18 protein-coding genes and 1 pseudogene are annotated in these 22,168 nt (G+C 59.6%); 10 read left to right on the top strand and 9 right to left on the bottom strand.

Going from position 1 to position 22,168, the window contains the following annotated elements; translation table 11 throughout:
* Nucleotides 1–148 (bottom strand): annotated as a pseudogene (locus QD461_RS32635) (IS256 family transposase); the annotation flags it as partial.
* Between the two features lie 557 nt (nucleotides 149–705).
* Between QD461_RS32635 and QD461_RS32630 the strand changes: the two are divergent.
* The 3 genes from QD461_RS32630 (at nucleotide 706) to QD461_RS32620 (ending at nucleotide 6,516) form a co-directional block, all read left to right on the top strand.
* A complete protein-coding gene (locus QD461_RS32630) occupies nucleotides 706–4,512 on the top strand; it encodes a vitamin B12-dependent ribonucleotide reductase (RefSeq protein WP_414091189.1) in 3,807 nt (1,268 codons plus the stop codon).
* A 524-nt stretch (nucleotides 4,513–5,036) separates the two neighbouring features.
* Nucleotides 5,037–5,246, top strand: a complete 210-nt coding sequence (locus QD461_RS32625) for a hypothetical protein (protein WP_414091188.1) — start codon at nucleotides 5,037–5,039, stop codon at nucleotides 5,244–5,246.
* Between the two features lie 283 nt (nucleotides 5,247–5,529).
* Nucleotides 5,530–6,516, top strand: a complete 987-nt coding sequence (locus QD461_RS32620) for an acyltransferase family protein (RefSeq protein ID WP_414091187.1) — start codon at nucleotides 5,530–5,532, stop codon at nucleotides 6,514–6,516.
* A gap of 140 nt (nucleotides 6,517–6,656) precedes the next feature.
* Here QD461_RS32620 and QD461_RS32615 read toward each other — a convergent pair whose 3' ends face one another.
* A complete protein-coding gene (locus QD461_RS32615; protein WP_414091186.1) occupies nucleotides 6,657–7,565 on the bottom strand; it encodes a class I SAM-dependent methyltransferase in 909 nt (302 codons plus the stop codon).
* Nucleotides 7,566–7,713: 148 nt separating this feature from the next.
* Between QD461_RS32615 and QD461_RS32610 the strand changes: the two genes are divergently transcribed.
* Complete coding sequence (locus QD461_RS32610) at nucleotides 7,714–9,336, top strand: ABC-F family ATP-binding cassette domain-containing protein (protein WP_184701999.1); 1,623 nt, start codon at nucleotides 7,714–7,716, stop codon at nucleotides 9,334–9,336.
* Nucleotides 9,337–9,353: 17 nt separating this feature from the next.
* Here the strand turns inward: QD461_RS32610 and QD461_RS32605 are convergent, their stop codons facing one another.
* The 5 genes from QD461_RS32605 to QD461_RS32585 form a co-directional block, all read right to left on the bottom strand.
* Entirely contained in the window at nucleotides 9,354–10,367 is a 1,014-nt protein-coding gene (locus QD461_RS32605; protein WP_414091190.1) for a hypothetical protein, read from the bottom strand.
* Nucleotides 10,361–11,299, bottom strand: a complete 939-nt coding sequence (locus QD461_RS32600; protein WP_414091185.1) for a hypothetical protein — start codon at nucleotides 11,297–11,299, stop codon at nucleotides 10,361–10,363. Before QD461_RS32600 ends, QD461_RS32605 begins: the two co-directional genes overlap by 7 nt.
* Nucleotides 11,299–12,117 (bottom strand): hypothetical protein, encoded by an 819-nt coding sequence (locus QD461_RS32595; protein WP_414091184.1) that lies wholly within the window; start codon nucleotides 12,115–12,117, stop codon nucleotides 11,299–11,301. Before QD461_RS32595 ends, QD461_RS32600 begins: the two co-directional genes overlap by 1 nt.
* Entirely contained in the window at nucleotides 12,095–13,543 is a 1,449-nt protein-coding gene (locus tag QD461_RS32590; RefSeq protein ID WP_414091183.1) for a hypothetical protein, read from the bottom strand. The genes QD461_RS32595 and QD461_RS32590 overlap by 23 nt, the downstream gene beginning before the upstream one ends.
* Before the next feature lie 202 nt (nucleotides 13,544–13,745).
* On the bottom strand, nucleotides 13,746–15,656 hold the full coding sequence (locus tag QD461_RS32585; RefSeq protein WP_414091182.1) for a hypothetical protein: 1,911 nt from the start codon (nucleotides 15,654–15,656) through the stop codon (nucleotides 13,746–13,748).
* A 238-nt stretch (nucleotides 15,657–15,894) separates the two neighbouring features.
* Between QD461_RS32585 and QD461_RS32580 the strand changes: the two genes are divergently transcribed.
* The 6 genes from QD461_RS32580 to QD461_RS32555 all read left to right on the top strand — a co-directional run bounded on the left by QD461_RS32580 (nucleotide 15,895) and on the right by QD461_RS32555 (nucleotide 19,367).
* Entirely contained in the window at nucleotides 15,895–16,908 is a 1,014-nt protein-coding gene (locus QD461_RS32580) for a ketopantoate reductase family protein (protein WP_414091181.1), read from the top strand.
* Between the two features lie 159 nt (nucleotides 16,909–17,067).
* Nucleotides 17,068–17,295 carry a hypothetical protein gene (locus QD461_RS32575; RefSeq protein ID WP_414091180.1) on the top strand — a complete coding sequence of 76 codons (228 nt, stop codon included), beginning with the start codon at nucleotides 17,068–17,070 and terminating at the stop codon, nucleotides 17,293–17,295.
* Between the two features lie 11 nt (nucleotides 17,296–17,306).
* Nucleotides 17,307–18,248, top strand: a complete 942-nt coding sequence (gene dapA / locus QD461_RS32570; RefSeq protein WP_414091179.1) for a 4-hydroxy-tetrahydrodipicolinate synthase — start codon at nucleotides 17,307–17,309, stop codon at nucleotides 18,246–18,248.
* A gap of 142 nt (nucleotides 18,249–18,390) precedes the next feature.
* Nucleotides 18,391–18,588, top strand: coding sequence for a hypothetical protein (locus tag QD461_RS32565; protein WP_414091178.1), 198 nt, complete (start codon nucleotides 18,391–18,393; stop codon nucleotides 18,586–18,588).
* Between the two features lie 33 nt (nucleotides 18,589–18,621).
* Complete coding sequence (locus QD461_RS32560) at nucleotides 18,622–18,891, top strand: hypothetical protein (protein WP_414091177.1); 270 nt, start codon at nucleotides 18,622–18,624, stop codon at nucleotides 18,889–18,891.
* 146 nt (nucleotides 18,892–19,037) lie between these two features.
* Nucleotides 19,038–19,367: a DUF1883 domain-containing protein gene (locus QD461_RS32555; protein WP_184701979.1), complete on the top strand. Its 330-nt coding sequence runs from the start codon at nucleotides 19,038–19,040 to the stop codon at nucleotides 19,365–19,367.
* A gap of 8 nt (nucleotides 19,368–19,375) precedes the next feature.
* Here QD461_RS32555 and QD461_RS32550 read toward each other — a convergent pair whose 3' ends face one another.
* The gene (locus tag QD461_RS32550) at nucleotides 19,376–20,692 is read right to left on the bottom strand and encodes a replication-associated recombination protein A (RefSeq protein ID WP_184701977.1); all 1,317 of its coding nucleotides are present in this window, start codon (nucleotides 20,690–20,692) and stop codon (nucleotides 19,376–19,378) included.
* Nucleotides 20,689–22,092: a DegQ family serine endoprotease gene (locus tag QD461_RS32545; protein WP_414091176.1), complete on the bottom strand. Its 1,404-nt coding sequence runs from the start codon at nucleotides 22,090–22,092 to the stop codon at nucleotides 20,689–20,691. Before QD461_RS32545 ends, QD461_RS32550 begins: the two co-directional genes overlap by 4 nt.
* Between the last annotated feature and the right edge of the window lie 76 nt (nucleotides 22,093–22,168).

Below are 22,168 nucleotides of genomic sequence, written 5' to 3'. Positions count from 1 at the left end.
CATTCTTCTCGCCATAGGCCGCGCCGGTCTTCGTGCCGACCTCCAGCGCCATCAGCTTCTCGGCAGCAAAGCCGATCATCTCCCGCAGCAAATCGGCATCAGCGCTCTTCTCAACGAGTGAGCGCAGGTTCATCATGTCGTCGGTCATCGGTGGTGTCCCTCAGGTTGGCTCTAAGCAACCCGACCCTACCGGAAATCACCGATGGCTATGAAATCAAGCTACACCACTCCATGGGACACGATCTTAGCCTCCTGGCATTTCCCCAATTTCCACAGACCCGCCCACAAGATATTGTGGTTAACAATCCCTATCAAACCAGCCCTTGACGAAATCGGGTCTTTCAAAGTTAATGGACGACGTTGCGGCGGCGACTGAACCAGGCGGGTTAGCGAGGGCTGGTTCTCAATTCGAAATCGGATTTTGGTTCAAGGCGATGCACTTTCATCGGTGGCCGCCGTGAGTGTTTTTGTGCCGGTATCGATGCTGCCAAAAAAGACATGCGGGGACTGGCGGCAATAAGCTGTTAATACTATATTTAGTGTTTGCAGCCACCATCACCACAAGATACAGGAGCGCATCTCCGGATGACATCTCCTGTCAGAAAGCGGATCGGAAGCTGGCTGCGCGCTGAAATCGCCATGCCGGAATGAGAATTTCTGCGCCCTGTTTTCACGCAGGCGCATCAACGAATAAGGATCGGGACCATGCGCATCGAACGCCGTTTTACGAAGGCCGGCCAGTCACCCTATGCGGACATAGAATTCCGTAAGGCGACGAGCGAGATCAAGAACCCAGACGGTTCGATCGTATTCCGCCTCGAAAACATCGACGTTCCCGCGCAGTTCTCGCAGGTCGCAGCCGACATTCTCGCGCAGAAGTACTTCCGCAAGGCCGGCGTGCCTGCCAAGCTCAAGAGAGTTGAAGAAAACGACGTTCCCTCCTTCCTGTGGCGCTCCGTTCCCGACGATGCTGCCCTGAAGGATCTGCCCAAGGAAAAGCAGAGCGGCTCGGAAACCGATGCCCGCCAGGTTTTCGATCGCCTCGCCGGCACTTGGACCTACTGGGGCTGGAAGGGCGGCTATTTCTCCTCCGAGGAAGATGCGTCCGCCTTCTGCGACGAGCTCGCTTACATGCTCGCTACCCAGCGCGTCGCCCCGAACTCGCCGCAGTGGTTCAACACCGGTATGCACTGGGCCTACGGCATCGATGGCCCCGGCCAGGGCCATTATTACGTTGACCCATTCACCGGCAAGCTTACCAAGTCCAAGTCGGCCTATGAGCATCCGCAACCGCATGCCTGCTTCATCCAGTCGGTAGAGGACGACCTCGTCAATGAAGGCGGCATCATGGACCTCTGGGTTCGCGAAGCTCGCCTGTTCAAATACGGCTCGGGCACCGGATCGAATTTCTCGATGCTCCGCGCTGAAGGCGAAAAGCTTTCCGGCGGCGGTCGCTCCTCCGGCCTGATGAGCTTCCTCAAGATCGGCGACCGCGCCGCCGGCGCCATCAAGTCGGGCGGCACCACCCGCCGCGCCGCCAAGATGGTGGTCGTTGATATCGACCATCCTGACATCGAGGACTACATCAACTGGAAGGTCAAGGAAGAGCAGAAGGTTGCGGCCCTCGTCACCGGCTCGAAGATCGTCGCCAAGCATCTGAAGGCGATCATGAAGGCGACCGTCAATTGCGAAGGCGATAATGACGATTGCTTCGACCCGGCCAAGAACCCTGCCCTGAAGCGCGAAATCCGCGCCGCCAAGAAGGAGCAGGTTCCGGAAAACTACGTTCAGCGCGTCATCCAGTTCGCTCGCCAGGGCTACAAGGATCTCGAATTCAAGACCTACGACACGGACTGGGATTCGGAAGCCTACCTCACCGTATCCGGCCAGAATTCCAACAACTCCGTTTCCATCAAGGACGACTTCCTGCGCGCCGTCGAGAACGATGGCGACTGGGACCTGACCGCCCGCAAGGACGGCAAGGTCATCAAGACGCTGAAGGCCCGTGACCTGTGGGAATCCATTTCCTACGCCGCCTGGGCATCGGCCGATCCGGGCCTGCACTTCAACACGACGATGAACGACTGGCATACCAGCCCGGCTGCCGGCGCGATCCGCGCCTCCAACCCGTGCTCGGAATACATGTTCCTCGACGACACGGCCTGCAACCTCGCCTCGCTGAACCTGATGACCTTCAAGGACGCAGCGACGAAGCGCATCAATATTGCCGACTACGAACACGCCGTCCGCCTCTGGACCGTTGTTCTCGAAGTCTCCGTGATGATGGCACAGTTCCCCTCGCGCCGTATCGCTGAACTCTCCTATGAATACCGCACGCTCGGCCTCGGCTACGCCAATATCGGCGGCCTGCTGATGTCCTCGGGCATCCCCTATGACAGCGACGAAGCCCGCGCCATTGCCGGCTCGCTGACCGCGATCATGACCGGCATCGCTTATGCGACCTCGGCGGAAATGGCTTCCGAACTCGGAACCTTCCCGATGTTCGAACCGAACCGCGAGAGCATGCTGCGAGTCATCCGCAACCATCGCCGCGCCGCTTACGGTGAGATCTCAGGCTATGAAGGCCTTTCGGTCGACCCGGTGGCGCTCATCCATTCCGACAATCCGGACCAGGATCTCGTCGCTCATGCCAAGGCGGCCTGGGACAAGGCGCTGAAACTCGGCGAAAAGCACGGCTACCGCAACGCACAGGCAACCGTGATCGCACCGACCGGCACGATCGGCCTCGTGATGGATTGCGACACGACCGGCATCGAGCCGGACTTCGCTCTGGTGAAGTTCAAGAAGCTCGCCGGCGGCGGCTACTTCAAGATTATCAACCGAGCCGTTCCGGAAGCGCTGCGCACGCTCGGGTATTCCGAAAGCCAGATCGCCGAGATCGAAGCTTACGCCGTCGGCCATGGCAATCTGAACCAGGCTCCGGCCATCAACCCTGCCTCGTTGAAGGCCAAGGGCTTCACCTCCGAGAAGGTCGATGCCGTCAACGCCGCACTCAAGAGCGCCTTCGACATCAAGTTCGTCTTCAACCAGTGGACGCTCGGCGCAGACTTCCTGAAGGGCACGCTGAAGGTTTCCGACGAGCAGATGGCCGATATGAGCTTCAACCTGCTCGACCATCTCGGCTTCTCGAAGAAGGACATCGAGGCCGCCAATATCCACGTTTGCGGTGCGATGACGCTGGAAGGCGCGCCGTTCCTAAAGAACGAACATCTCGCCGTCTTCGATTGTGCCAATCCCTGCGGCAAGATCGGCAAGCGCTACCTCTCGGTCGAAAGCCACATCCGCATGATGGCGGCTGCCCAGCCGTTCATCTCGGGCGCCATCTCCAAGACGATCAACATGCCGAACGAGGCGACCGTCGAGGATTGCAAGAACGCCTACATGCTGTCGTGGAAGCTCGGCCTCAAGGCCAACGCGCTTTATCGCGACGGCTCCAAGCTCAGCCAGCCGCTGAATGCTTCGCTGATCGAGGACGAAAGCGACGAGGACGCGCTGGAGGAATTCCTGCAGGCTCCGGCTGCTGCACAGGCCGTCACCATCACTGAGAAGATTGTCGAGCGCGTGATCGAAAAGGTTATCCGCACGCAGGAGAAACTGCCGGGCCGCCGCAAGGGTTACACCCAGAAGGCCAAGATCGGCGGACACACGATCTTCCTGCGCACCGGCGAATATGACGACGGCCGTCTCGGCGAAATCTTCCTTGACATGAACAAGGAAGGCTCGGCCCTGCGCGCCTTCATCAACAACTTCGCGATCTCCGTCTCGCTCGGCCTGCAATATGGCGTGCCGCTCGAAGAATATGTCGACGCCTTCACCTTCACCAAGTTCGAGCCGGCCGGCATCGTCACGGGCAATGACGCCATCAAGAACGCGACGTCGATCCTCGACTATGTGTTCCGTGAACTGGCGATCTCCTATCTCGGCCGTCACGACCTCGCTCATGTCGACACTTCGGATTTCAACAATACGGCGCTCGGCCGGGGCGTTTCCGAAGGCAAGGCAGATGTCGTCTCCAAGGGCCTGACCCGCGGCTACAAGCCGACGCTGGTGCCGACATCCGGCGAACGTCCGGCAGCCGAAGTCAAGGGTTCGGCAACGGCAGCCCCGGCACGCGCGGCATCACTTGCGACCGTCACCGCCTTTGCCGGAAACACGGTCCGCAAGCTGGAGCCGACCAGCGCCGCCTCGACCTCAGAAGTCGTCGCCTTCAAGCGCGATTATGAGGAGCGCGCAAAGGAACTGGCGGAAGAGATCGCCGAGGAGCAGGCAAGCGAAGCCGCCGAATCCACCGGCCTCTTTACCGACAAGGCCGCAAGCGACGCCGCAGCGGCCAAGACGGATGCCAAGAAACTGGAATCGGAACGCCGCGCCCGCTCCATCATGCAGGGCTACACCGGCAACATGTGCACCGAGTGCCAGAACTTCACGATGGTACGCAACGGCACCTGCGAGAAGTGCGACACTTGCGGCGCCACGAGCGGCTGCAGCTGAATACGGAAGTTCTCAGCCCGATTAAAAACTCTAAATCCCAGGCGTTTCGACGCCTGGGATTTATCTTTTAGAGCAAACGGTGAAACATATCCTGTTCGATAGATAGATGCTCTGATGTATGCCAAAGCGCGTATGACCTGGACGGTGTCGGTCCACGCATTGTGCCCTCGGTTGATTGGTAAAAGAAGCTGATAATATCCGACCTGGGTTTATGTTCATGGCTCACCGAACGACCGCAGCCAGCATTATCCCCAAGCCTGAAAAATAAACTTATTGCGCGATAAATTTATTGACGGTTATCGTCTTGCGCGCGCAGTGTTTTCCCAGGGCTGAGGGAAAATTCAATGAATTTCAAATATATACTGGTTGCCACGATGGCAGCCGGATTATCGTCGTGCACGACAAACTACGCGTATGAACCGATCATTCCCAATCCACCGAACATGGAGATGACGCAAGCGCGATGTCAAATGATGGCCAGCAGTGTCGACCAGGGATATTTTGCCTAAGGGAGCACAAGCTATGTGGCAGGCGCGGCAATCGGAAATGCGCTCGGCAATGCCATCCGCGAAGATCAGTTCATGCGGCAATGCATGACCATGAGCGGCTGGCGACGCGTTCCCGGCCCGGGACAGGGCAAGGTCACCAAAGCTCACTCGGCAACTCCCAAATGGACGCCGCCAAAGCCAAGACCAGCCGCGCTGGGTGGCAAGTTTCCATCTGCACCCAAATAATCAGGAGATGCCGTTGTACTTTCCGCCATCGACGGCACATGAGGCGGCATGAGGTGCAACGACTGCTCCGAATTGCCAGTGGGGCCACTCAATCGGAAATGCCCGATTTCAGCCATGAAACCGGCGGGAAATGATCCATTTTCATTGAAATTGTTGCCGCAGCAACATTCAGCCTGCTTCGCCCGCTAAGCCGTTGTGTAGGGCGCGGCTCATCAATGCATTCTATCGCTAAACCCGGCCGGCAGGCGCTGACGATTGGATTCCATTCGCGTGAGGCACCGTCTTGAAAATCGGCAGTGATATTGCAAGCGTTCAGTATCTGCGGGCCATCGCCGCGATCTCCGTTCTTTGCTTCCATGTCAGCGAGACCTATGGCCTGGAATTCAAGGTCGGCGCCGCAGGTGTCGATGTATTCTTCGTCATCAGCGGCTTCATCATGTGGATCACGACGGCTGGCAAACCGATCGGCCCACGAACATTCATGTGGCGGCGGCTGGCAAGAATAGTGCCGCTCTACTGGATTGCGACCGCGGCGACCTTTTCCGCGGCCGCGTTGAAACCGCAATTCTTCTTCAACACGGATGCAAGCGTCGACAATCTGATCGCCTCGCTGTTTTTCTTGCCCGTCATCAAGGACGAAGTGCTGCATCCCGTCGTCGAACAGGGCTGGACCCTGTCCTATGAGATGTTCTTCTACCTCATCTTCTCCATCTCATTGCTTTTGCCGGAATTCCGGCGACTTTGGTTCCTGATCACCGCACTGGTTGCCGCCTCCATCTCACATTACCTGCTGCCCGCCGGCTATATCGGTGTGTTCACGCAGCCGGTCATTCTGGAATTTTCGGCAGGCGTCATTGTCGGCTACCTGTGGAAGCAGGGGGTTCGGCTGTCTTTGGGTGCCTCCATCGGCCTGATGGTCGTCGGTATCCTGTTGCTGACAAGCGACCCTCTGTCTCATCTCGACCGCGCAGTCCGCTGGGGCGTGCCGGCCGCGCTGCTATTGTCGGGCGCTGTTTTCGCGGAGCGCGAGCGAGCCGCTCCCAAATTGCCATTCCTGCATTTTCTGGGAGATGCGTCCTATTCCATCTACGTTTGGCACGTGCTTACGGGCATCCTGACGACCGCGTTGCTTCTGCGTGTCGGGGTGCCGCATGCAGCGCAACCTGCCCTTATTGCGGCGGGATCTCTGGCATTTGCCATCATCTGCTATCTGTTCATAGAGCGCCCGATCCTTCGCAGGATGCGGCCTGTTCGACCGCAGCCGGCATAGCGGGGTCAAAGTCGAGGCGATCATGAGAGGATCCGACCGGTATCTCCACTCCCACGCAACACCTTCTCCTGGGGTGTTCCGGCCGTCTCCGGGCACTAGGCAAATGACAGAACGCTATGGTCACACACATTCGTGTAGCGCTAGCGTCCAGAGTGAATTTCGGCCGGCAACGTTCTATCCAGAAAGCGCCGGAGCCTCGTCAGGGTCGCAGGCTGTTCGGAAAAAGTGGTCAGGAACAGCTTGTTCTGAAAAATCAGAAACGGAGCGAGCCGACGATTGGCGATCTGCATATATTTGTAAAAGCCTTCCGTCACCGTCGGCCAATGGACTCCGAGGAAATCGTCAAGCAGGACGACGCCACCCGAGACGAGAAGCTCCTGTGCTATCTCCATATCATTGATGACGTGTGCGACCGTGTGCCCGCCATCGACCGACATCAATCGCACGTTTTTCACACCTAGCCGCTCGCGCGCCGTGGCGGGGGTCAGTGACATGCTGTCCGTTGAGATCGTCGTAACCCTCGAAGCAAAATCCGGAAAGAGTTCCAGCAGATGGCGATTGAATGTGGCGAGCGATCCCTTGCCGCTATGATCGATGTTCTTCTGCTGGTCCTCGAAAAGATCGATGGCAACACAACGTTCGCTGGCCCGCGACGCAGCGGAAAGCAGGAAGAACAGTTTGCCATGGTGGACGCCGATCTCCAGGATATCACCTTCCACCTTATCGGCCTCGTGCAATTCCCGAACGAACTTGAGAATATGTGGAATTCTGTCGCCGACCCAACCTTGAATGGCGCTCCATGACCGATTGTGCGCTTCGTCCAGGACGTCGACTTCATTTGCGCTTGCGACCATTTGCATGCGTACTCCCTCCCCGCGCATAGTCCAAAGCTCGATGCAGACGACCTCATCGAAGCGTCGCCGTCGTCTTTCCCAACGCGTCTCGCTCCCATGGAACATGGCATCCATGCGCACACTATCCCCAGCGCCAGAGGGCTGCGCCAGCCGGAAACTGCCCGCATTATACGGATTGAGACGTGCGAGAAGCATCTCCAGCGGGAGTCCAATCCGCGACGATCATTCGCGTCTGGGATCGAGACCTGCCGATCTTACGGCTTCCCGCCTCCAAAAACCTGCGACAGACCCGGAAACCCGTGGCATAAGGCCCCAACAATTTCTACCTAGGCCTCCCGTAACCATGATTCGTATCGAGAATATCAGCAAGCAGAACAGCCACCGCATCCTCTTCATTGAGGCATCTGCGGCGCTCAACAGAGGCGAAAGCGTCGGGCTCGTTGGCCCGAACGGAGCGGGCAAGACAACGCTCTTCCGCATGATCACCGGCCAGGAACTGCCCGACGAAGGCCAGGTCTCCGTCGATAAAGGCATTTCCATCGGCTACTTCAATCAGGATGTCGGCGAGATGGAGGGCCGCAGCGCCGTCGCGGAAGTGATGGAAGGCGCTGGCCCCGTCAGCGCCGTTGCCGCAGAACTGCGCGAGCTGGAAGCCGCCATGATCGACCCGGATCAGGCCGACAGGATGGATGAGATCATCGAGCGTTACGGCGAAGTTCAAGCGCGCTACGAGGAGCTTGACGGCTACGCGCTCGAGGGGCGCGCCCGCGAAGTGCTGGCGGGCCTGAGCTTCAGCCAGGAGATGATGGACGGCGATGTCGGCGCGCTCTCGGGCGGCTGGAAGATGCGCGTGGCGCTGGCCCGCATCCTGCTGATGCGCCCCGATGTCATGCTGCTCGACGAGCCGAGCAACCATCTCGACCTCGAGAGCCTGATCTGGCTGGAAGCCTTCCTGAAGGGTTATGAAGGCGCGCTTCTGATGACCTCGCACGACCGCGAGTTCATGAACCGCATCGTCACCAAGATCATCGAGATCGACGCCGGCAACCTGACCAGCTATTCGGGCGATTATGAGTTCTACGAGCAGCAGCGCGCGCAGAACGAAAAGCAGCAGCAGGCGCAGTTCGAACGCCAGCAGGCCATGCTTGCCAAGGAAATCAAGTTCATCGAGCGCTTCAAGGCGCGCGCATCGCATGCTTCTCAGGTGCAGAGCCGCGTGAAGAAGCTGGAAAAGATCGATCGCGTTGAGCCGCCGAAGCGCCGACAGACGGTTGCCTTCGAATTCCAACCGGCACCGCGTTCCGGCGAAGACGTGGCCGTGCTGAAGAACGTTCATAAGAAATACGGCAGCCGCAGCATTTATGAAGGTCTGGACTTCATGGTGCGCCGTCGCGAGCGCTGGTGCATCATGGGCATCAACGGCGCCGGCAAGTCCACCCTGCTCAAGCTGGTGGCAGGTACGGCAGAGCCGGATGAAGGTAGCGTCAACCTCGGTGCCAGCGTGAAACTGGGATATTTCGCCCAGCATGCCATGGACCTGCTCGACGGAGAGCGCACTGTGTTTCAGCAGCTCGAACACGATTTCCCGCAGGCAGGCCAGGGTTCTCTCCGCGCACTCGCCGGCTGCTTCGGCTTTTCCGGTGACGATGTGGAAAAGAAGTGCCGCGTGCTGTCGGGTGGCGAGAAGGCGCGGCTCGTCATGGCGATCATGCTTTTCGACCCGCCGAACCTGCTGGTGCTGGACGAGCCGACCAACCACCTCGATCTCGACACCAAGGAAATGCTCATCCAGGCGCTGTCGCAATATGAGGGCACGATGCTGTTCGTCTCGCACGACCGGCATTTTCTGGCGGCGCTCTCCAACCGCGTTCTGGAGCTGACGCCCGAGGGTATCCACCAATATCCCGGCGGCTACACGGAGTATGTCGAGCGCACCGGCTACGAGGCCCCCGGCCTGAAGAGCTAATAGCCGATTGGGCAACGCTACTGCGTGTCGACCGAAGCTGCGGCGCCGGCATTGATGACGGCAACGGGCGCCGCCCTGCCCCGCACGCGGATTTCGATGCGGCGTCGTGACTCGACGGCGCCGCGCTGGCCGGAGGTGATGGTGTCGCCCGGCAGGATCAGCTGAGCGGCCGACATCGGCAGGATCGTGGCGTCCTTGAGCTTGGGATTGGCCTTGAGCACGTTGGCGACGGCGATGGCACGAGCAAGGCCAAGCCCGACGTTATCGGCCGGCTGAAGTGCCGATACCGGAAGTTTGCCTGATATCGCGCTGATCAGCGTATCATCGAGATTGGATTTTTCGCGCGATACCGGCTGCTCGTCCGTGTGGCCGATCACTTCGACGATATTGGCGCCATAAAGGTTCAGATTGCTGGCAATCTCATCCGTAATGGTGCCGTCGAGCAATTGCGCAAAGGTGCCGGTGAGTTCGGCGCTTCCGGATTGGAAATAGTTCTTCTTGGCATCGTCGAGATTGATGATGGGCGGCCAGTCGTGCATGCCGTTGCCGCCGCCATTGCCGGCCAGGAGCTTGCTGATCTCATCGGGCGCTGACGCCAGCGCGACGTCATGCCCCTTTAAAACCGCGGCCACCTTGGCAAGAGACTTCAGATCGTCCGGTGTCGCGCCCTGGTCTGCCATGTTGTCCAGTGTCTCTTTCGCCAGCACCAGCTCCCGCCATTGCTTATCCACGACGGCCTTGTCCTCGGCAGAGAGATCGCCGGAAACGACCTTGGATTGGAGAAGCACGAGCTCAGCGGCCTGTTCCGCCCGCTTCTTTTCGAGCACGGCAACCTGTTGTTCAGCTTTTTCAAGCTTCCGCTCGACTTCGTAGCGCTTGCTGCGCTCCGCAGAGATCAAGGCGGCCGCGACGAGCAGCAGGCAGAAGACGAGGAGCAGCATGGATTCGGCCATCGTCAGGCCAAGGATCAGGCCGCGATTGTAGCCCTTATGCTCCAGTTTCGGCGTGCTGTCCGAGCCTCCTGCTACCATAGATGCCACCAGCGTTTTCGCGGCACCGCTTCCCCTGTCGGAGCGACACCGCGATCATCGCCGGCGGCTCGCGACGGCGTCTGTCCCATCGCTTCCGCCATACGTCCGAGCGCCATCTCAATATTTCGCAAAGGCTGCAACTGCGCCTCAGACATCTCCTTGATCGCAGTGATCGCCGGCGCCAGTTCGGCCCGCACGACGTCCTCCGGCGAACGGATTTCCTCCAGCTTCTTGCCGACATTTTCGACGGCCGCACCGAAGGTGCCGATGATCTCTGAAAGCCGCGATGTCGTCGTCGTCAGCTGGGCGGCCGCGTCGTTGATGGGTGTCACCGCCTGCTTTGCCAGCATTTCGAGGATCTTGTTGATCTCCTGGCCGTTGCGCTCGGCCTGGCGCGCGATTTCTTCGAACCCCTCCGACAGCATCTGGTTGCTGACGCGACGGTAGTGCGAGAATTCGCGTGAAGAAGAATCGAGTTCGGTCCGCACGCGCCGCGTCATCTCCGCAAGCTCGTGGCGTACGCTGCGCTCGATGTCGATCGGGTCGCGCCGCATCTGGTTGAAGAGGATGCGCAGCGTCACGCCGGCAATAGTCGAGGTGACGGCGATGCCGAAATTGCGGACGATGGTCTCGATCGAGGTTTCGCCGGCAAAGAGATAGAGCGATACACCGAGGCTCGACAGGGTGAAGAGGAAGCCCATGTAGTAGAGATTGTCGCCTGCCTGCTCATTGTGCAGCCGGAACCCGGCGAAGGCGAGCGACACGATGAAGTAGATCGCCATCAGCACGAGCGGAATGCCCGTCACGATGGGTAGCGACCACTCCATGAGCTTCGACGACCAGATGAAGATCATGCCGCCGATGGTGATGGTGGCGAAGAGCACCATCGGCCCATAGTCGCGGATAAGGTATCTCGCCTCGCTGTCGGCCATCAGCGTATCCCCTCCAACCGCACGAAGCCGTCGAAATAACCGTTGTTGTTCTTGATCCACTGCGCCCAGAAGTTCGCCAGATCCTCCATGCTGAACTTCATGTTCGGCCTTTGAAAGGCGAGGATCTTGACCGTGACACCATCCAGTGATGTGCGGAAACGGTCGTTTGCCGGGCTGCGCTGGTACTTCTGATAGGAGGCGCCGTCGCGATAATTCGAGAAGGCGGCGGTGTGCTCGATCATGTCGGAGGCGATGTAGAGGCGCTTCGGTAGCCCATGCGGAGCGCTGGCGAAGACTTCCAGATTGATCTTCTGGATGGCAGCCATGATCGGCGACAGCCGGCCGGATTCGCCCTCGGTCAACTTGCCGGCGATATCGGCGAGCGGCTTCTGGAACCCCTTCTCCCATCGCGCCTGCGCCAGACGCGGGTTGCTGGTCCATTCGTTAACGCTCGCGCCGCTGCCCGGATTGCAGCCGTGGAAGGTCTGGATCAGCTCGCCTTCCTTCTCGGTCAGCGCATAGATATCGATGGCGCCGCCGATCGGCACCTCCGTCACGATCTTCTGGAACTGGTTGCGCATGTCGAGCGCCGTCGTGTCGGCGATCGGGTCGGTCACATCGAGCAGGATGGCCGTTTCCGCCTTCGGGCCGTCCACAGGGCAAAGCGATGCCTGATCGATGGCGACATTGCCGTTCGCCTTGTAGCGCAGCCAGCCATAGGCGCCGACGATCCCGAGCGACAGGACGGCGAGGCAAACCGTTGCGATGATGAGACCGGCGGATCCGCCGCGCCGGCTACGCCGCTTGCGTCGCGCCAAGGATGCTCTCCGGGAAAAGATTATCGAGCTGATGGTACTTCTCGATGGCGCGCTCGAATTCGTCGCCGATCCGCTTGATCTGCTCCGACAATTCCGTCTGGGCACCCTGGATGCGCGAGCCCAAAACCTTGTCGTCCCACTCCTCTTCGGTGCGGATCACAGGCGTCAAACGTTCCATCCTATAGGCCGAATTGAAATAGGATGGTTCTGGCTCGGTGCGTGCGGCCCGGTCGGCGTCGCGGTAGGAAGTGAGCAGCACATTGGCGGCGCGCTCGAGGTGGTTTTGATGCTCGGCAAAAAGGCCTGCAGTCCTCGCTCGATGGGCGATGATGGCCGATGTCTCCTGCCGGCGCAGCGAGAGGTCGCGGATGATCTCTTCGATCTTGCCGTTGTGGTCGTCGCGGATCTCGCGAAGATCTTCGATCAGGTCGAGCTTGCGATCGATATAATTGTCTCTCGCCACATCGAGACGCTTCTGCACGCCGGCAAAGCCCGGATAGGGATCGGTGAGGTAGCAGCCGTCAATGAAGGCGACGAGCGAGAACATCAGGCCGATGGCAAAAAGCATCCAGGAGTTCAGCTCCGTCAGCCCGAGCGGTGCGGCCTTCAAGCGCTGGATCACTTCGGCACCGGCTCCGCTCAAAATCGTTGCCGAGACCTCGCGGTAGTGCGCGAGCGCGATATTGATGCCCAGCGCAACGGCAACATAGGCGACGAGCCCGAGAAGGCCGAGCAGCTTCAGCGCATACGACCGATGCACCAGGAAACGGACGCAAAAGAAGGAAAATATCAGCGCCATGCCAATATTCAGGAAGGCGAAGGCAGCAGCCTCCGTCACCCCGCCGACCAGGCCCTGCTCGCTGCCTTTGGCGAGGAAGCTGCCGTTCATCACCATTTCGATGAGGACGAGGAAGACGATAAGCGAGACCTTGAAACCCCAGGCCGCTCTACTGGAAACCTTCGCGGCGCGCTGCAGCTTGTGCGTAGCCTTAAAGCCTACCATCTCATCCTCGGCGGTTTTCAGCTTGCGGCGCAGGCCGTGAAGCTCATCCACGCCGCTTGCCACTTCCGCTTTGAAATCCGAGACGCTGGAGGCATTCGCCTGGCGGATGAGACCAAACTGCCCTTCGAAATCGAGGTTGCGCAGCCGGCTGTCGAAGGTCTGAAACTGGTCTTCGAGAACCTGGTAGGAACTCTTCTTTTCCGCCTCCACCCAGGCGACTATGCGCTGTTCCGTTTCGTCGAAGGATTGCGCGTCCGGAGCCGGCCGGTTCTGCCGTCCTGCAGCAGCACCCTTCTCTTTAAGGTCGAGAGTGGAGCCGAGCTTCTCGATATCGACGACCGGAAAGACGTCCGTCGAGGCGCGGAAGTCATGGCTGGTCTCCCGAACGCTGTCCCAGAGACGGTTGAGGGCTTCAAAACGCAATGATCTTCCCCGGTGATTTCATCAACTTAGAAAGGATGAGCGACAAACCGATACCGCACCGGTTGTTCTCGGTCCAGAGCGATATCGCCGAGGTTAGGATGTGATTGTGGTAAAGAATAGCCCGAGCGCCCGACGATCGGAAAACATCTGCTCGAATGTCGGCTGTCACGACACATGCCGCATGTCGTTGCGAAACGGCGTTCTAGTTTGCGCTATCTCTCCAGAAGCCTGCTCGATGAAGCCCCTCTCGGTAGATGTCGCGCTGCCATTGCTCCTTGAACGGTACCACGGACACCCAGCGATCGACGTCGAAATCCGGTGTGGTTTTGTGCACACGCCGAACGAAGAACCCGGCCCTTTCCTCCTCTCCGAGCATCGCCCAGCTTGCGGCAGAGATCCGGTCCGCCAGACGAGCGTCGGCCATTCGGTCGATGTAGTCCAAAGCAGCTTCAAAACGGCCAAGCGTGTAGCTCGCCACGGACGCCGTCCAGAGATAGGTGTCGGGGCTTACCGGATTGAGCGCGATGGCACTTTCGATTTTCTCCAGCGCCAGGTCCGGCCGTGACGAATGAAGCAGCACCTCGGCATGGTCGGCAATGATGCCGGCATGGCCGGGATTGAGGGCCTCGGCCAGCTTCAGAGCCTCTATGCTCTCGTCATTTGCTCGCTGAAAGCTCTTCGTCAGGCCAAGCTCGCGATAGCCGTCGGCGATATCGTGCCGAGCGGCGATCGCCCGCATCGCATAGTTCTCGGCTTCATCCAGCAGTGCCTTGTCACCACCTGATGTCAGCACCCATTCCTTGGAAAAGGTTCGAGCTACCGAGCTCAAGCCCGGCGCGAAATCGCCACCTCCCCGTAGCGCCGCAACCAGCTCAGATCGCGCCCTCTGCAGGTTCGGGACCGAGAGGCGCTCCAGATAGCGCTTGCCGGCAAGGTAGCGTTGATAGGCCATCGGGCTTTTATCGAAATGAGATCGCACCATTTCCCGGCGTTCGATCTGCCCCGCAACGGAAAGGACGATGTGACGCGTGATCGCCTCCCTTTCCCGCTTCTGCGAGAATTGCCCGACATCAATGCGCTCGGCCCAAAGAACTTCATCCGTGCCGGCATCGACCAGTTGCAAAAACAGCCGAGGCTCATCGGCCCCGCTGCTCGGGCGCATATCCAGAATGTAGGAGGCGTCCCCTTCGTTGAAGGTTGCGGCCGCATTCTGTTCGACCCTGCTGACCTGGACAGAGGTGCAACGATCTCCCATGTCCAGGCTTTCCAATGCGTACAAGCCGACGGTGATACCCTGCAGCAAGGATGAAGAATCGTGGCCTGCGACCGGCCTGTCCCAGGAGGAAAGAAGCAAAAGCGGAATCTGCAGTTTCCGGGGCGCAGACGCAACCTCCTGCGCTGGCCGGATAGCGCTCCTGCCATTCGGTTTCAGTATTTTGTCCTGCCGACCCAACCATGACGTCAAAAGTGCGTTTCGCCTTTCGAAAACCTGCCGAAAATGCTCGACCTCACCCGCCGCGTCGAATATCCGCAACAGAATTCGATGCATATCCGGATCTTCCGGATTGCTGCCGAGAAGCAAGGTCGCCACGTCTTTCACCAGAGCGATCTCGTCCCTGCTGTTTGCCTGCTCCGCCGCAACCTTCAGCGCTTCCTTCAACCTCAAGCTCTGCCGGTGCTTCTGCGCGTCCCGCCACTGGGAAAAAGTCGCGCTCTGGCAATCGACCCCTTTCAGAAACTCGGCCTTCTGCGCCTCCGCCAGCAACTTCAGCTTCGCAAGCGCCGATCCGGCATCGACGCTCTTGGTAAGCGAGCAATCGACCAACGAAGGCGGTGACACGAGTTCGACGGTGCTTTCACTGAAGTGGAGAAACGATCTGCCCAGTGCGGCTTGGCGACCCCTTATCCGCGAAACGAGTTTGCGCAGGTTGACTTGCGCGCCGCCATTGTCATCACGCCCCCACAAAAGCCAGGCAATCGTGCTGCGCGGCGCATGCAGATTGGGGGCCATCATCAGATAGGCCAGGATCAGCAGGCCCTTCTCAGGAAAGGCAAGTTCTCGCCCGTCACCATCCAGAAGCTTCAAACCACCAAAGACATGCAGTGAAAACATGATCTTGTTCGCGACCCGCATCAACCGATGTCGGCGGAACAAACCGAGGCCGACTTTCGCTTACCGCATTGATTTCATTCCAGTACGAACGAGCATGGCTCAATCTTCATACGATTGCAATGTGCAAGAAAGCTCGGCGATTTTCAAAGTCGCTCGCAGCGCGGTCGAAAAACCTCTCGCCAAATTGTCGCCATGGCATATTTTGCAGCGCATGCGATCTGACCCGGAGCATCATTCCATGACGCCTTTCCCCTTCAAGAACATCTGCATCTACGGCGCCGGCGCACTTGGCGGTGCAATTGCGGCAAAGCTTGCTTCATCGCTTGAGCAGGCACAGGTTTCCGTCGTTGCGCGCGGGGCACATCTGGCGGCAATCCGCTCGAGCGGCATCCATCTTTGGGAAGCGGAGGCGGAACAACCGCTCGTGGCGCGGATGACGGCGACGGACGATGCAGGCGAATTGCCGCCGCAGGATCTGGTCATCACCGGGCTCAAGGGGCACCAGCTTGCAGCAGCCGTACCCGGAATTGCCACGCTCCTGCATGCCCGCACCCGCGTCGTGATGATCCTCAACGGTGTACCCTGGTGGTATTTCCACAGGGACCGAAAGAGCGGCCATGCCGAATATCAGATGGAGGAGCTGGATCCGAACGGCGATCTCTGGCGGCTGATCGGCCCGGAACGGGTGATCGGCTGCGTCGCCTATCAGGGCTCGGAAGTCATCGGCCCTGGCGAGATCAAGCTTGCCAACAACGGCTATTTCATCCTGGGCGAACCATCCGGCGAGACGACGACGGATATCGAAGCGATCGCGGCATTGCTGCATAAGGCCAAGGTCAAGATCTCGGTGTCCGCGAACATTCGCGACGATATCTGGAGCAAGCTGATGGGCAACGCGTCGTTCAATCCGATCAGCGCACTGACCAGAGCCTTGATGTCGGAGATCATGAACGATCCTGCGCTCGCATCCATGGTCGGCCAGGTCATGAGTGAGGTTAAGGCAGTTGCCGAGGCTTTGGGGGCGCATGTGGCAATGTCGGTCGAGGAGCGGCTGGATCGCTCGCGGCAGATTGGGCCGGTACGCACCTCGATGCTGCAAGATCTACTGGCCGGCAAGGCGCTGGAAATCACGCCGCTCGTCGGCGTTGTCGTTTCTCTTGGCAGGCTGACAGGCGTGGCGACACCCGTTTCCGCAACGATCCTCGCCTTGGTGACGCAGCTCGACCGCACGAACCAGCAGGCGGTCGGCTAGCCCCACCTCCCGTCCTTATCGGTACAGCAAGCGCCGATACGCACGCAGTTCCCGGCCGCTCCGCTCTTTATATCGCACTTACTTTCTCGCCTTCCGCGGGGAATGGATTTCCTATGCCACCAGGAATTACGCTTGCGTGGACATATGGAGACCATTGCCATGATTGAGACGCACGCAACCAACCTGGCCGAATCCGTTCGGATCCTGGTTCATAGCAGCGACGAGAAACACCATCGCAGAGCCGCATCGGCGAAGGTCGCAAAGATCCAACCAAAGCGACAGTTTCCTGATCGCGAGATTCGCGAGAAGCGCACATTCTGGGCGATGCTCGCCTTCGGACTGCTGCTCGGCGGTCTCGAGCTCTTCATCGTGCTGCACTATCTCTGAGCGTCGAGAACATGGGCAGGCAAGGCTTGCAGAAGCGTATCGGCGGCGCGATTACCGCCCTCGTTACGCCTTTTCGTGACGGTGCACTCGACACCGTCGATCTCATGGCACATGTGGAATGGCAGTTGCTGAGCGGCATAGATGGGCTGCTGGCCTGCTCGCTGACCGGCGAAGGGCCGACGCTGACCGATGCAGAGCGAATGCGGATCATTGAAATCTGCGTCGAACTTTCCGAAGGCAAGACGCCGGTCATCGTTGCAACCGGCACGAATGACACGGCAACGACGATCGAAGAGACGCTACAGGCGCAGCAGCTCGGTGCCGACGCCGCCTTCGTGACCGTGCCCTATTACTCGAAGCCGACGCAGAAGGGTGTTCTTCATCACTTCGAGCAAATAGCCGCGCAGACCGACATGGCGCTCATCATCCATAGTCAGCCATCGCACACGGCAATCGATCTCGCTCCCGCAACAGTCGAACGACTTGCCGAAATTCCCGGCATTGTCGGGATCGCGGATGGAAGCGGCGAAATCTCGCGCATAGACCTCTGGCGCGCCTTTCTGCCGCAACAGGTCGGCCTCTACACGTCAAGCGACGCAGGCGCGCTCGGCTTCACAGCGGCGGGCGGGAATGGCTGCTTTTCCACTGCAGCCAATGTCGCTCCTCGTCTCTTTCATTCGATGCAACACTCTGCCGCCTGCGGCAACCTCGACGTAGCACATTCGATCGACAGGCGCTTGCGACCGCTCTTCAAAGCGCTCGCGCGCGAGAGCGAGCCCGCCACCGTAAAGCACGCCCTCGCCGCCATGAGAGACATGGAACCGGACGTGCGTCTGCCGCTGGTCGGCATCGCGCCCGAGACTGCAACGGAGATCCAGACCGTCATTGCTCCTTTTCAGGTCGACGGCAGCGGTCGGCTAGCTTCCCGTCAAGCTTTCCGGCTCGGCTTGTAAAAATCGGATCTATCCCTATGAGATTTTTATATTTTCTCGATTTCTGACAAATGGAAATCCTAGCAACTCACCTATAGATTCAACAGCGTAGCACCGGAAGACGTCTCTCGGACCGCGGTGCTGGTGACACTGGAAAGGAACTATGATGTCACGCCATACGCATGCCGGCCTATCCGCCGATCCCCTCCAACGTCCTCGCGCCATCACTTTTGCCAGGGGTGAGCGGCACCTCTCTTCGGACACGCTGTTGCATGGCCTTGCCGCCATCGCCCCACGTCTCGGACTTGTCTTTCTCATCGCCGGCGCTCTGCAGCTCGTGCTGCATCTGGCCGGACGTTGAGCAGAATTAAAGAGATCCAAGAGGAAAAACACGATGGCAAACGCCCTGCACAGTCAACGCCGCACATTTCATAATCGCCTTGCCCCTACTCCGGCCCGCTTCATGATCGGCCGTGACCGTCGCGGCAGCTGGATCGTCCAGGACCGAGAGGGACTGGTCGGCGGTCTCTTCCGCAACGAGGCAGCCGCCCTGCGCTTCGCTGCGGAAGAATGCAACCACAACCCGGCCGACATCTGCCATGCGCCCGAAGGCGCAGTCCTCGATCTGGATGGCTTCGCCCCCACCTCGTCAAATCTGCACTGAATCGCCCTTGGCAGGTTTCGACACCAGAGCGTGATGTCGTCCGAGAACTGCCTACACTTTCGGCATCACGCTTTATCCGACCGAACGCTTCCTTAACCCGCTTTCGAGTAAGCTTTCGGGCGAGATACGCAAAGAACAGAAGCACAATGTCGAAGCCTGCCTTCCGCTACAGCCACTACGATCTCAAGGAACAGCGCGCTGGAACGGTGATCGAAATCACGCTCTCGGCAATCGCCAATGTCAGGCTGATGAACGGCTCGAACTTCGAGCGTTTCACCGAAACCCTCAAGCACCAATTCCTCGGCGGCGTCGCCAAGAAGTCACCGATCCGGCTGTCCATTCCGGAATCGGGCCATTGGCATCTGGTCGTCGATATGGAGGGGCACAAGAGCCTGGCGGAATCGAGCGTGAAGATGGTCAATCAGACATCTGCGCCGCGCATGCAGAAAGCACCACAGGACGTCACCGCCGAGTGACGTAGAGATCAGCGCTCGCCGCGCTCCTTGCGCAGTTTCGCCCACCAATCCAACCGCTTGCGGATATCGCGCTCGAAGCCACGTTCCGGCGGATCATAAAAGGTCTGGCGACCCATCTTTTCCGGGAAATAGTTCTGGCCTGAAAACGCATCCGGCTCGTCGTGATCGTAGCGATAGCCGTCACCATATCCCTCGGTGCGCATCAGCTTCGTCGGCGCATTGAGGATGTGCTTGGGCGGTAGGAGCGAACCATTCTGCTTGGCGGCCTGCGTCGCTGCCTTGAACGCGGTGTAGACCGCATTGGACTTCGGTGCGGTGGCGAGATAGACGCAGGCTTGCGCCAGCGCCAGTTCTCCCTCGGGCGAGCCCAGATAATCATAGGCATCCTTGGCTGCGTTGCAGATCACAAGCGCCTGCGGATCGGCGAGCCCGATATCCTCCACCGCCATACGCACCAGCCGGCGTCCGAGATAAAGCGGGTCCTCACCGGCATCGAACATGCGAGCGAGATAATAGAGCGCGGCGTCCGGGTCGGAACCGCGAACCGACTTATGCAGCGCCGAAATCAGATTGTAGTGCCCGTCCTGCGCCTTGTCGTAGACCGGAGCGCGGCGTTGCACGATCTTGACCAGCATGTCGGGATCGAAACGCTCATCCCTGCGTGCGGCACGCCAGACTTCTTCCGCAAGCGTCAGCACCGAACGGCCATCACCATCGGCCATGCGGATCAGGCTTGCACGGGCATCGTCCGTCAGCGGCAGCGGCTTTGCCTCTACCGCCTCTGCGCGGCGCAACAACTCCTCCAGACTTTCCTCATCATGCGAGCGGAACGTCAGGACACGAGCGCGGGAGAGAAGAGCGGCGTTGAGCTCGAAAGACGGATTTTCCGTCGTCGCTCCCACCAGAATGACGGTGCCGTCTTCCATCACAGGCAGAAAGCTATCCTGCTGAGCGCGATTGAAACGATGGATCTCGTCGACGAAGAGCAGGGTCTGGCGGCCGTCCATGCGGCGCAGCCGCGCCGCTTCGAACACCTTCTTCAAGTCGGCGACGCCGGAAAAGATCGCCGAAATCTGCTCGAAGGCGAGACCCGCCTCGCCCGACAGCAGCCGAGCGACCGTGGTCTTTCCCGTGCCGGGAGGTCCCCAGAAGATCATCGACCCGAGCGAGCCCGCCTCTATCATCCGGCGCAGAACACCATCCTCGCCAGTCAGATGTTCCTGGCCGGTGACTTCAGCCAGGGTTTGCGGCCGCAAGCGATCGGCCAGAGGCCGCTTGTTGGCGACCTCCTCCGGTATTCGCGGTGCAAACAGGTCGTTGCTCATCGGAAGAACTGCCGGATGCGCTGGCCGTCACGTTCGATCTCGACGCGCCAGAAGCTCGGCTTCGAAGTGACCGTCTTCTCAAGAACATCCGTCGTGTTGATGGCGACGCCATTGATGGAAATGACGATGTCGCGCGCCGCAAACCCGAGGCGATCAGCCGGCGAGTTCGGCTTCAAGCTCTCGATTACCACACCGCTCGAATCGGGCGGCATATGGAGATCATCGGCGACGCGCGGCGAGAGATTGGCAACGGTCGCGCCGGCGAAGGGATTGTTGCCCTCGATCACCCTTTCGTCGCGTGGGGTCGATTCCGGCGCCGCCGCAAGCGTCATGGTGGCCTGATGTTCCTTGCCGCTATCAAGCACCGTCAATGTAACGGTGGCGCCGAGCCCTGCCGTTGTCAGACGGTAGCCGAGTGCATCCGGATGTTCGACCGGAATATTATTGAGCGCGGTGATGACCTCGCCCGGCTTCAGGCCGGCCTTGGCTGCCGGACCGCCGTCGACGACCTTGGTCACCAATGCGCCACGAACCTTGTCCAGGCCAAGCGCCTCGGCGACATCCGATGTCACCGGCTCGAACGAGGCCCCGATATAGGGGCGCTCAAAGGCTTTGTCACCGCGATCGGCAGCGGCGAGGAAAACTTTGACCAGATTGGCGGGAATAGCGAAGCCGATGCCGTTCGAGCCGCCGCCCTGCGAGAAGATGGCCGTGTTGAGGGCGATCAGCTCGCCACCCATGTTGACCAGCGCGCCGCCGGAATTGCCAGGGTTGATCGACGCATCGGTCTGGATGAAGAAACCGACCTCGTTCTTCACCTGGTTTCGCGCGAGAGCCGAAACGATGCCGCTCGTCACAGTCTGCCCGACGCCGAATGGGTTACCGATCGCAAGCACCAGATCGCCGACCTCGACCGCATCGGAATTGGCAAGCGGCAGAATCGGGAAGCTCTCGTTCTTCGACTGGATCTTCAGAACGGCCAGATCGACGCGATCGTCCTTCAAGACGACCTTACAGGGAAACTCCCGGCCATCGGAAAGCGCAATCTTGATATCGTCCGCGCCGTCGATGACGTGGTTGTTGGTAATGACGGTGCCATTGGCTTCGACGATGACGCCCGATCCCAGCGACGACTGTTTCTCAGTGCGATTCGGCATGCGCTGGCCGAAAAACTGCTCGAAGAAGGGATCACCGGCGAAAGGCGACTGACGCTGCACCACGCGCTCGGCATAGACGTTCACCACGGCACCGGACGTCTGCTTGACCAGCGGCGCAAAGGAAAGCTGCATCTGTACCTGGCTCTGCGGCAGCGTTTTCGCCGTCTGCGCCTCGGCGGAAAGCGGCATCGCCATGATGAGGGCAATCATCGAAACGGCAGTGCGCTTCAGGAGGACTTGCATGGAAACTTCCTTCTTTAATGCTCTTGAAACAACGTTGTAGCGCCCGACGCTAGAAAGAAAAGAGGGCGGAAGCATG

It is taken from the genome of Rhizobium sp. BR 314 (genome assembly GCF_047445805.1).
GTDB lineage: Bacteria > Pseudomonadota > Alphaproteobacteria > Rhizobiales > Rhizobiaceae > Rhizobium > Rhizobium lusitanum_B.
The sequence above is the reverse complement of the archived record's forward strand: the minus strand, read 5'-3'. Positions and strand labels throughout refer to the sequence as shown.

What these genes read in the sequence shown, in the direction of transcription:
- dapA (WP_414091179.1), top strand. Translation starts at nt 17,307, where the DNA reads ATGGGCAGGCAAGGCTTGCAGAAGCGTATCGGCGGCGCGATTACCGCC.
- QD461_RS32610 (WP_184701999.1), top strand. Translation starts at nt 7,714, where the DNA reads ATGATTCGTATCGAGAATATCAGCAAGCAGAACAGCCACCGCATCCTC.
- QD461_RS32565 (WP_414091178.1), top strand. Translation starts at nt 18,391, where the DNA reads ATGATGTCACGCCATACGCATGCCGGCCTATCCGCCGATCCCCTCCAA.
- QD461_RS32550 (WP_184701977.1), bottom strand. Translation starts at nt 20,692, where the DNA reads ATGAGCAACGACCTGTTTGCACCGCGAATACCGGAGGAGGTCGCCAAC.
- QD461_RS32560 (WP_414091177.1), top strand. Translation starts at nt 18,622, where the DNA reads ATGGCAAACGCCCTGCACAGTCAACGCCGCACATTTCATAATCGCCTT.
- QD461_RS32615 (WP_414091186.1), bottom strand. Translation starts at nt 7,565, where the DNA reads ATGCTTCTCGCACGTCTCAATCCGTATAATGCGGGCAGTTTCCGGCTG.
- QD461_RS32575 (WP_414091180.1), top strand. Translation starts at nt 17,068, where the DNA reads ATGATTGAGACGCACGCAACCAACCTGGCCGAATCCGTTCGGATCCTG.
- QD461_RS32605 (WP_414091190.1), bottom strand. Translation starts at nt 10,367, where the DNA reads ATGGTAGCAGGAGGCTCGGACAGCACGCCGAAACTGGAGCATAAGGGC.
- QD461_RS32580 (WP_414091181.1), top strand. Translation starts at nt 15,895, where the DNA reads ATGACGCCTTTCCCCTTCAAGAACATCTGCATCTACGGCGCCGGCGCA.
- QD461_RS32545 (WP_414091176.1), bottom strand. Translation starts at nt 22,092, where the DNA reads ATGCAAGTCCTCCTGAAGCGCACTGCCGTTTCGATGATTGCCCTCATC.
- QD461_RS32630 (WP_414091189.1), top strand. Translation starts at nt 706, where the DNA reads ATGCGCATCGAACGCCGTTTTACGAAGGCCGGCCAGTCACCCTATGCG.
- QD461_RS32600 (WP_414091185.1), bottom strand. Translation starts at nt 11,299, where the DNA reads ATGGCCGACAGCGAGGCGAGATACCTTATCCGCGACTATGGGCCGATG.
- QD461_RS32555 (WP_184701979.1), top strand. Translation starts at nt 19,038, where the DNA reads ATGTCGAAGCCTGCCTTCCGCTACAGCCACTACGATCTCAAGGAACAG.
- QD461_RS32585 (WP_414091182.1), bottom strand. Translation starts at nt 15,656, where the DNA reads ATGTTTTCACTGCATGTCTTTGGTGGTTTGAAGCTTCTGGATGGTGAC.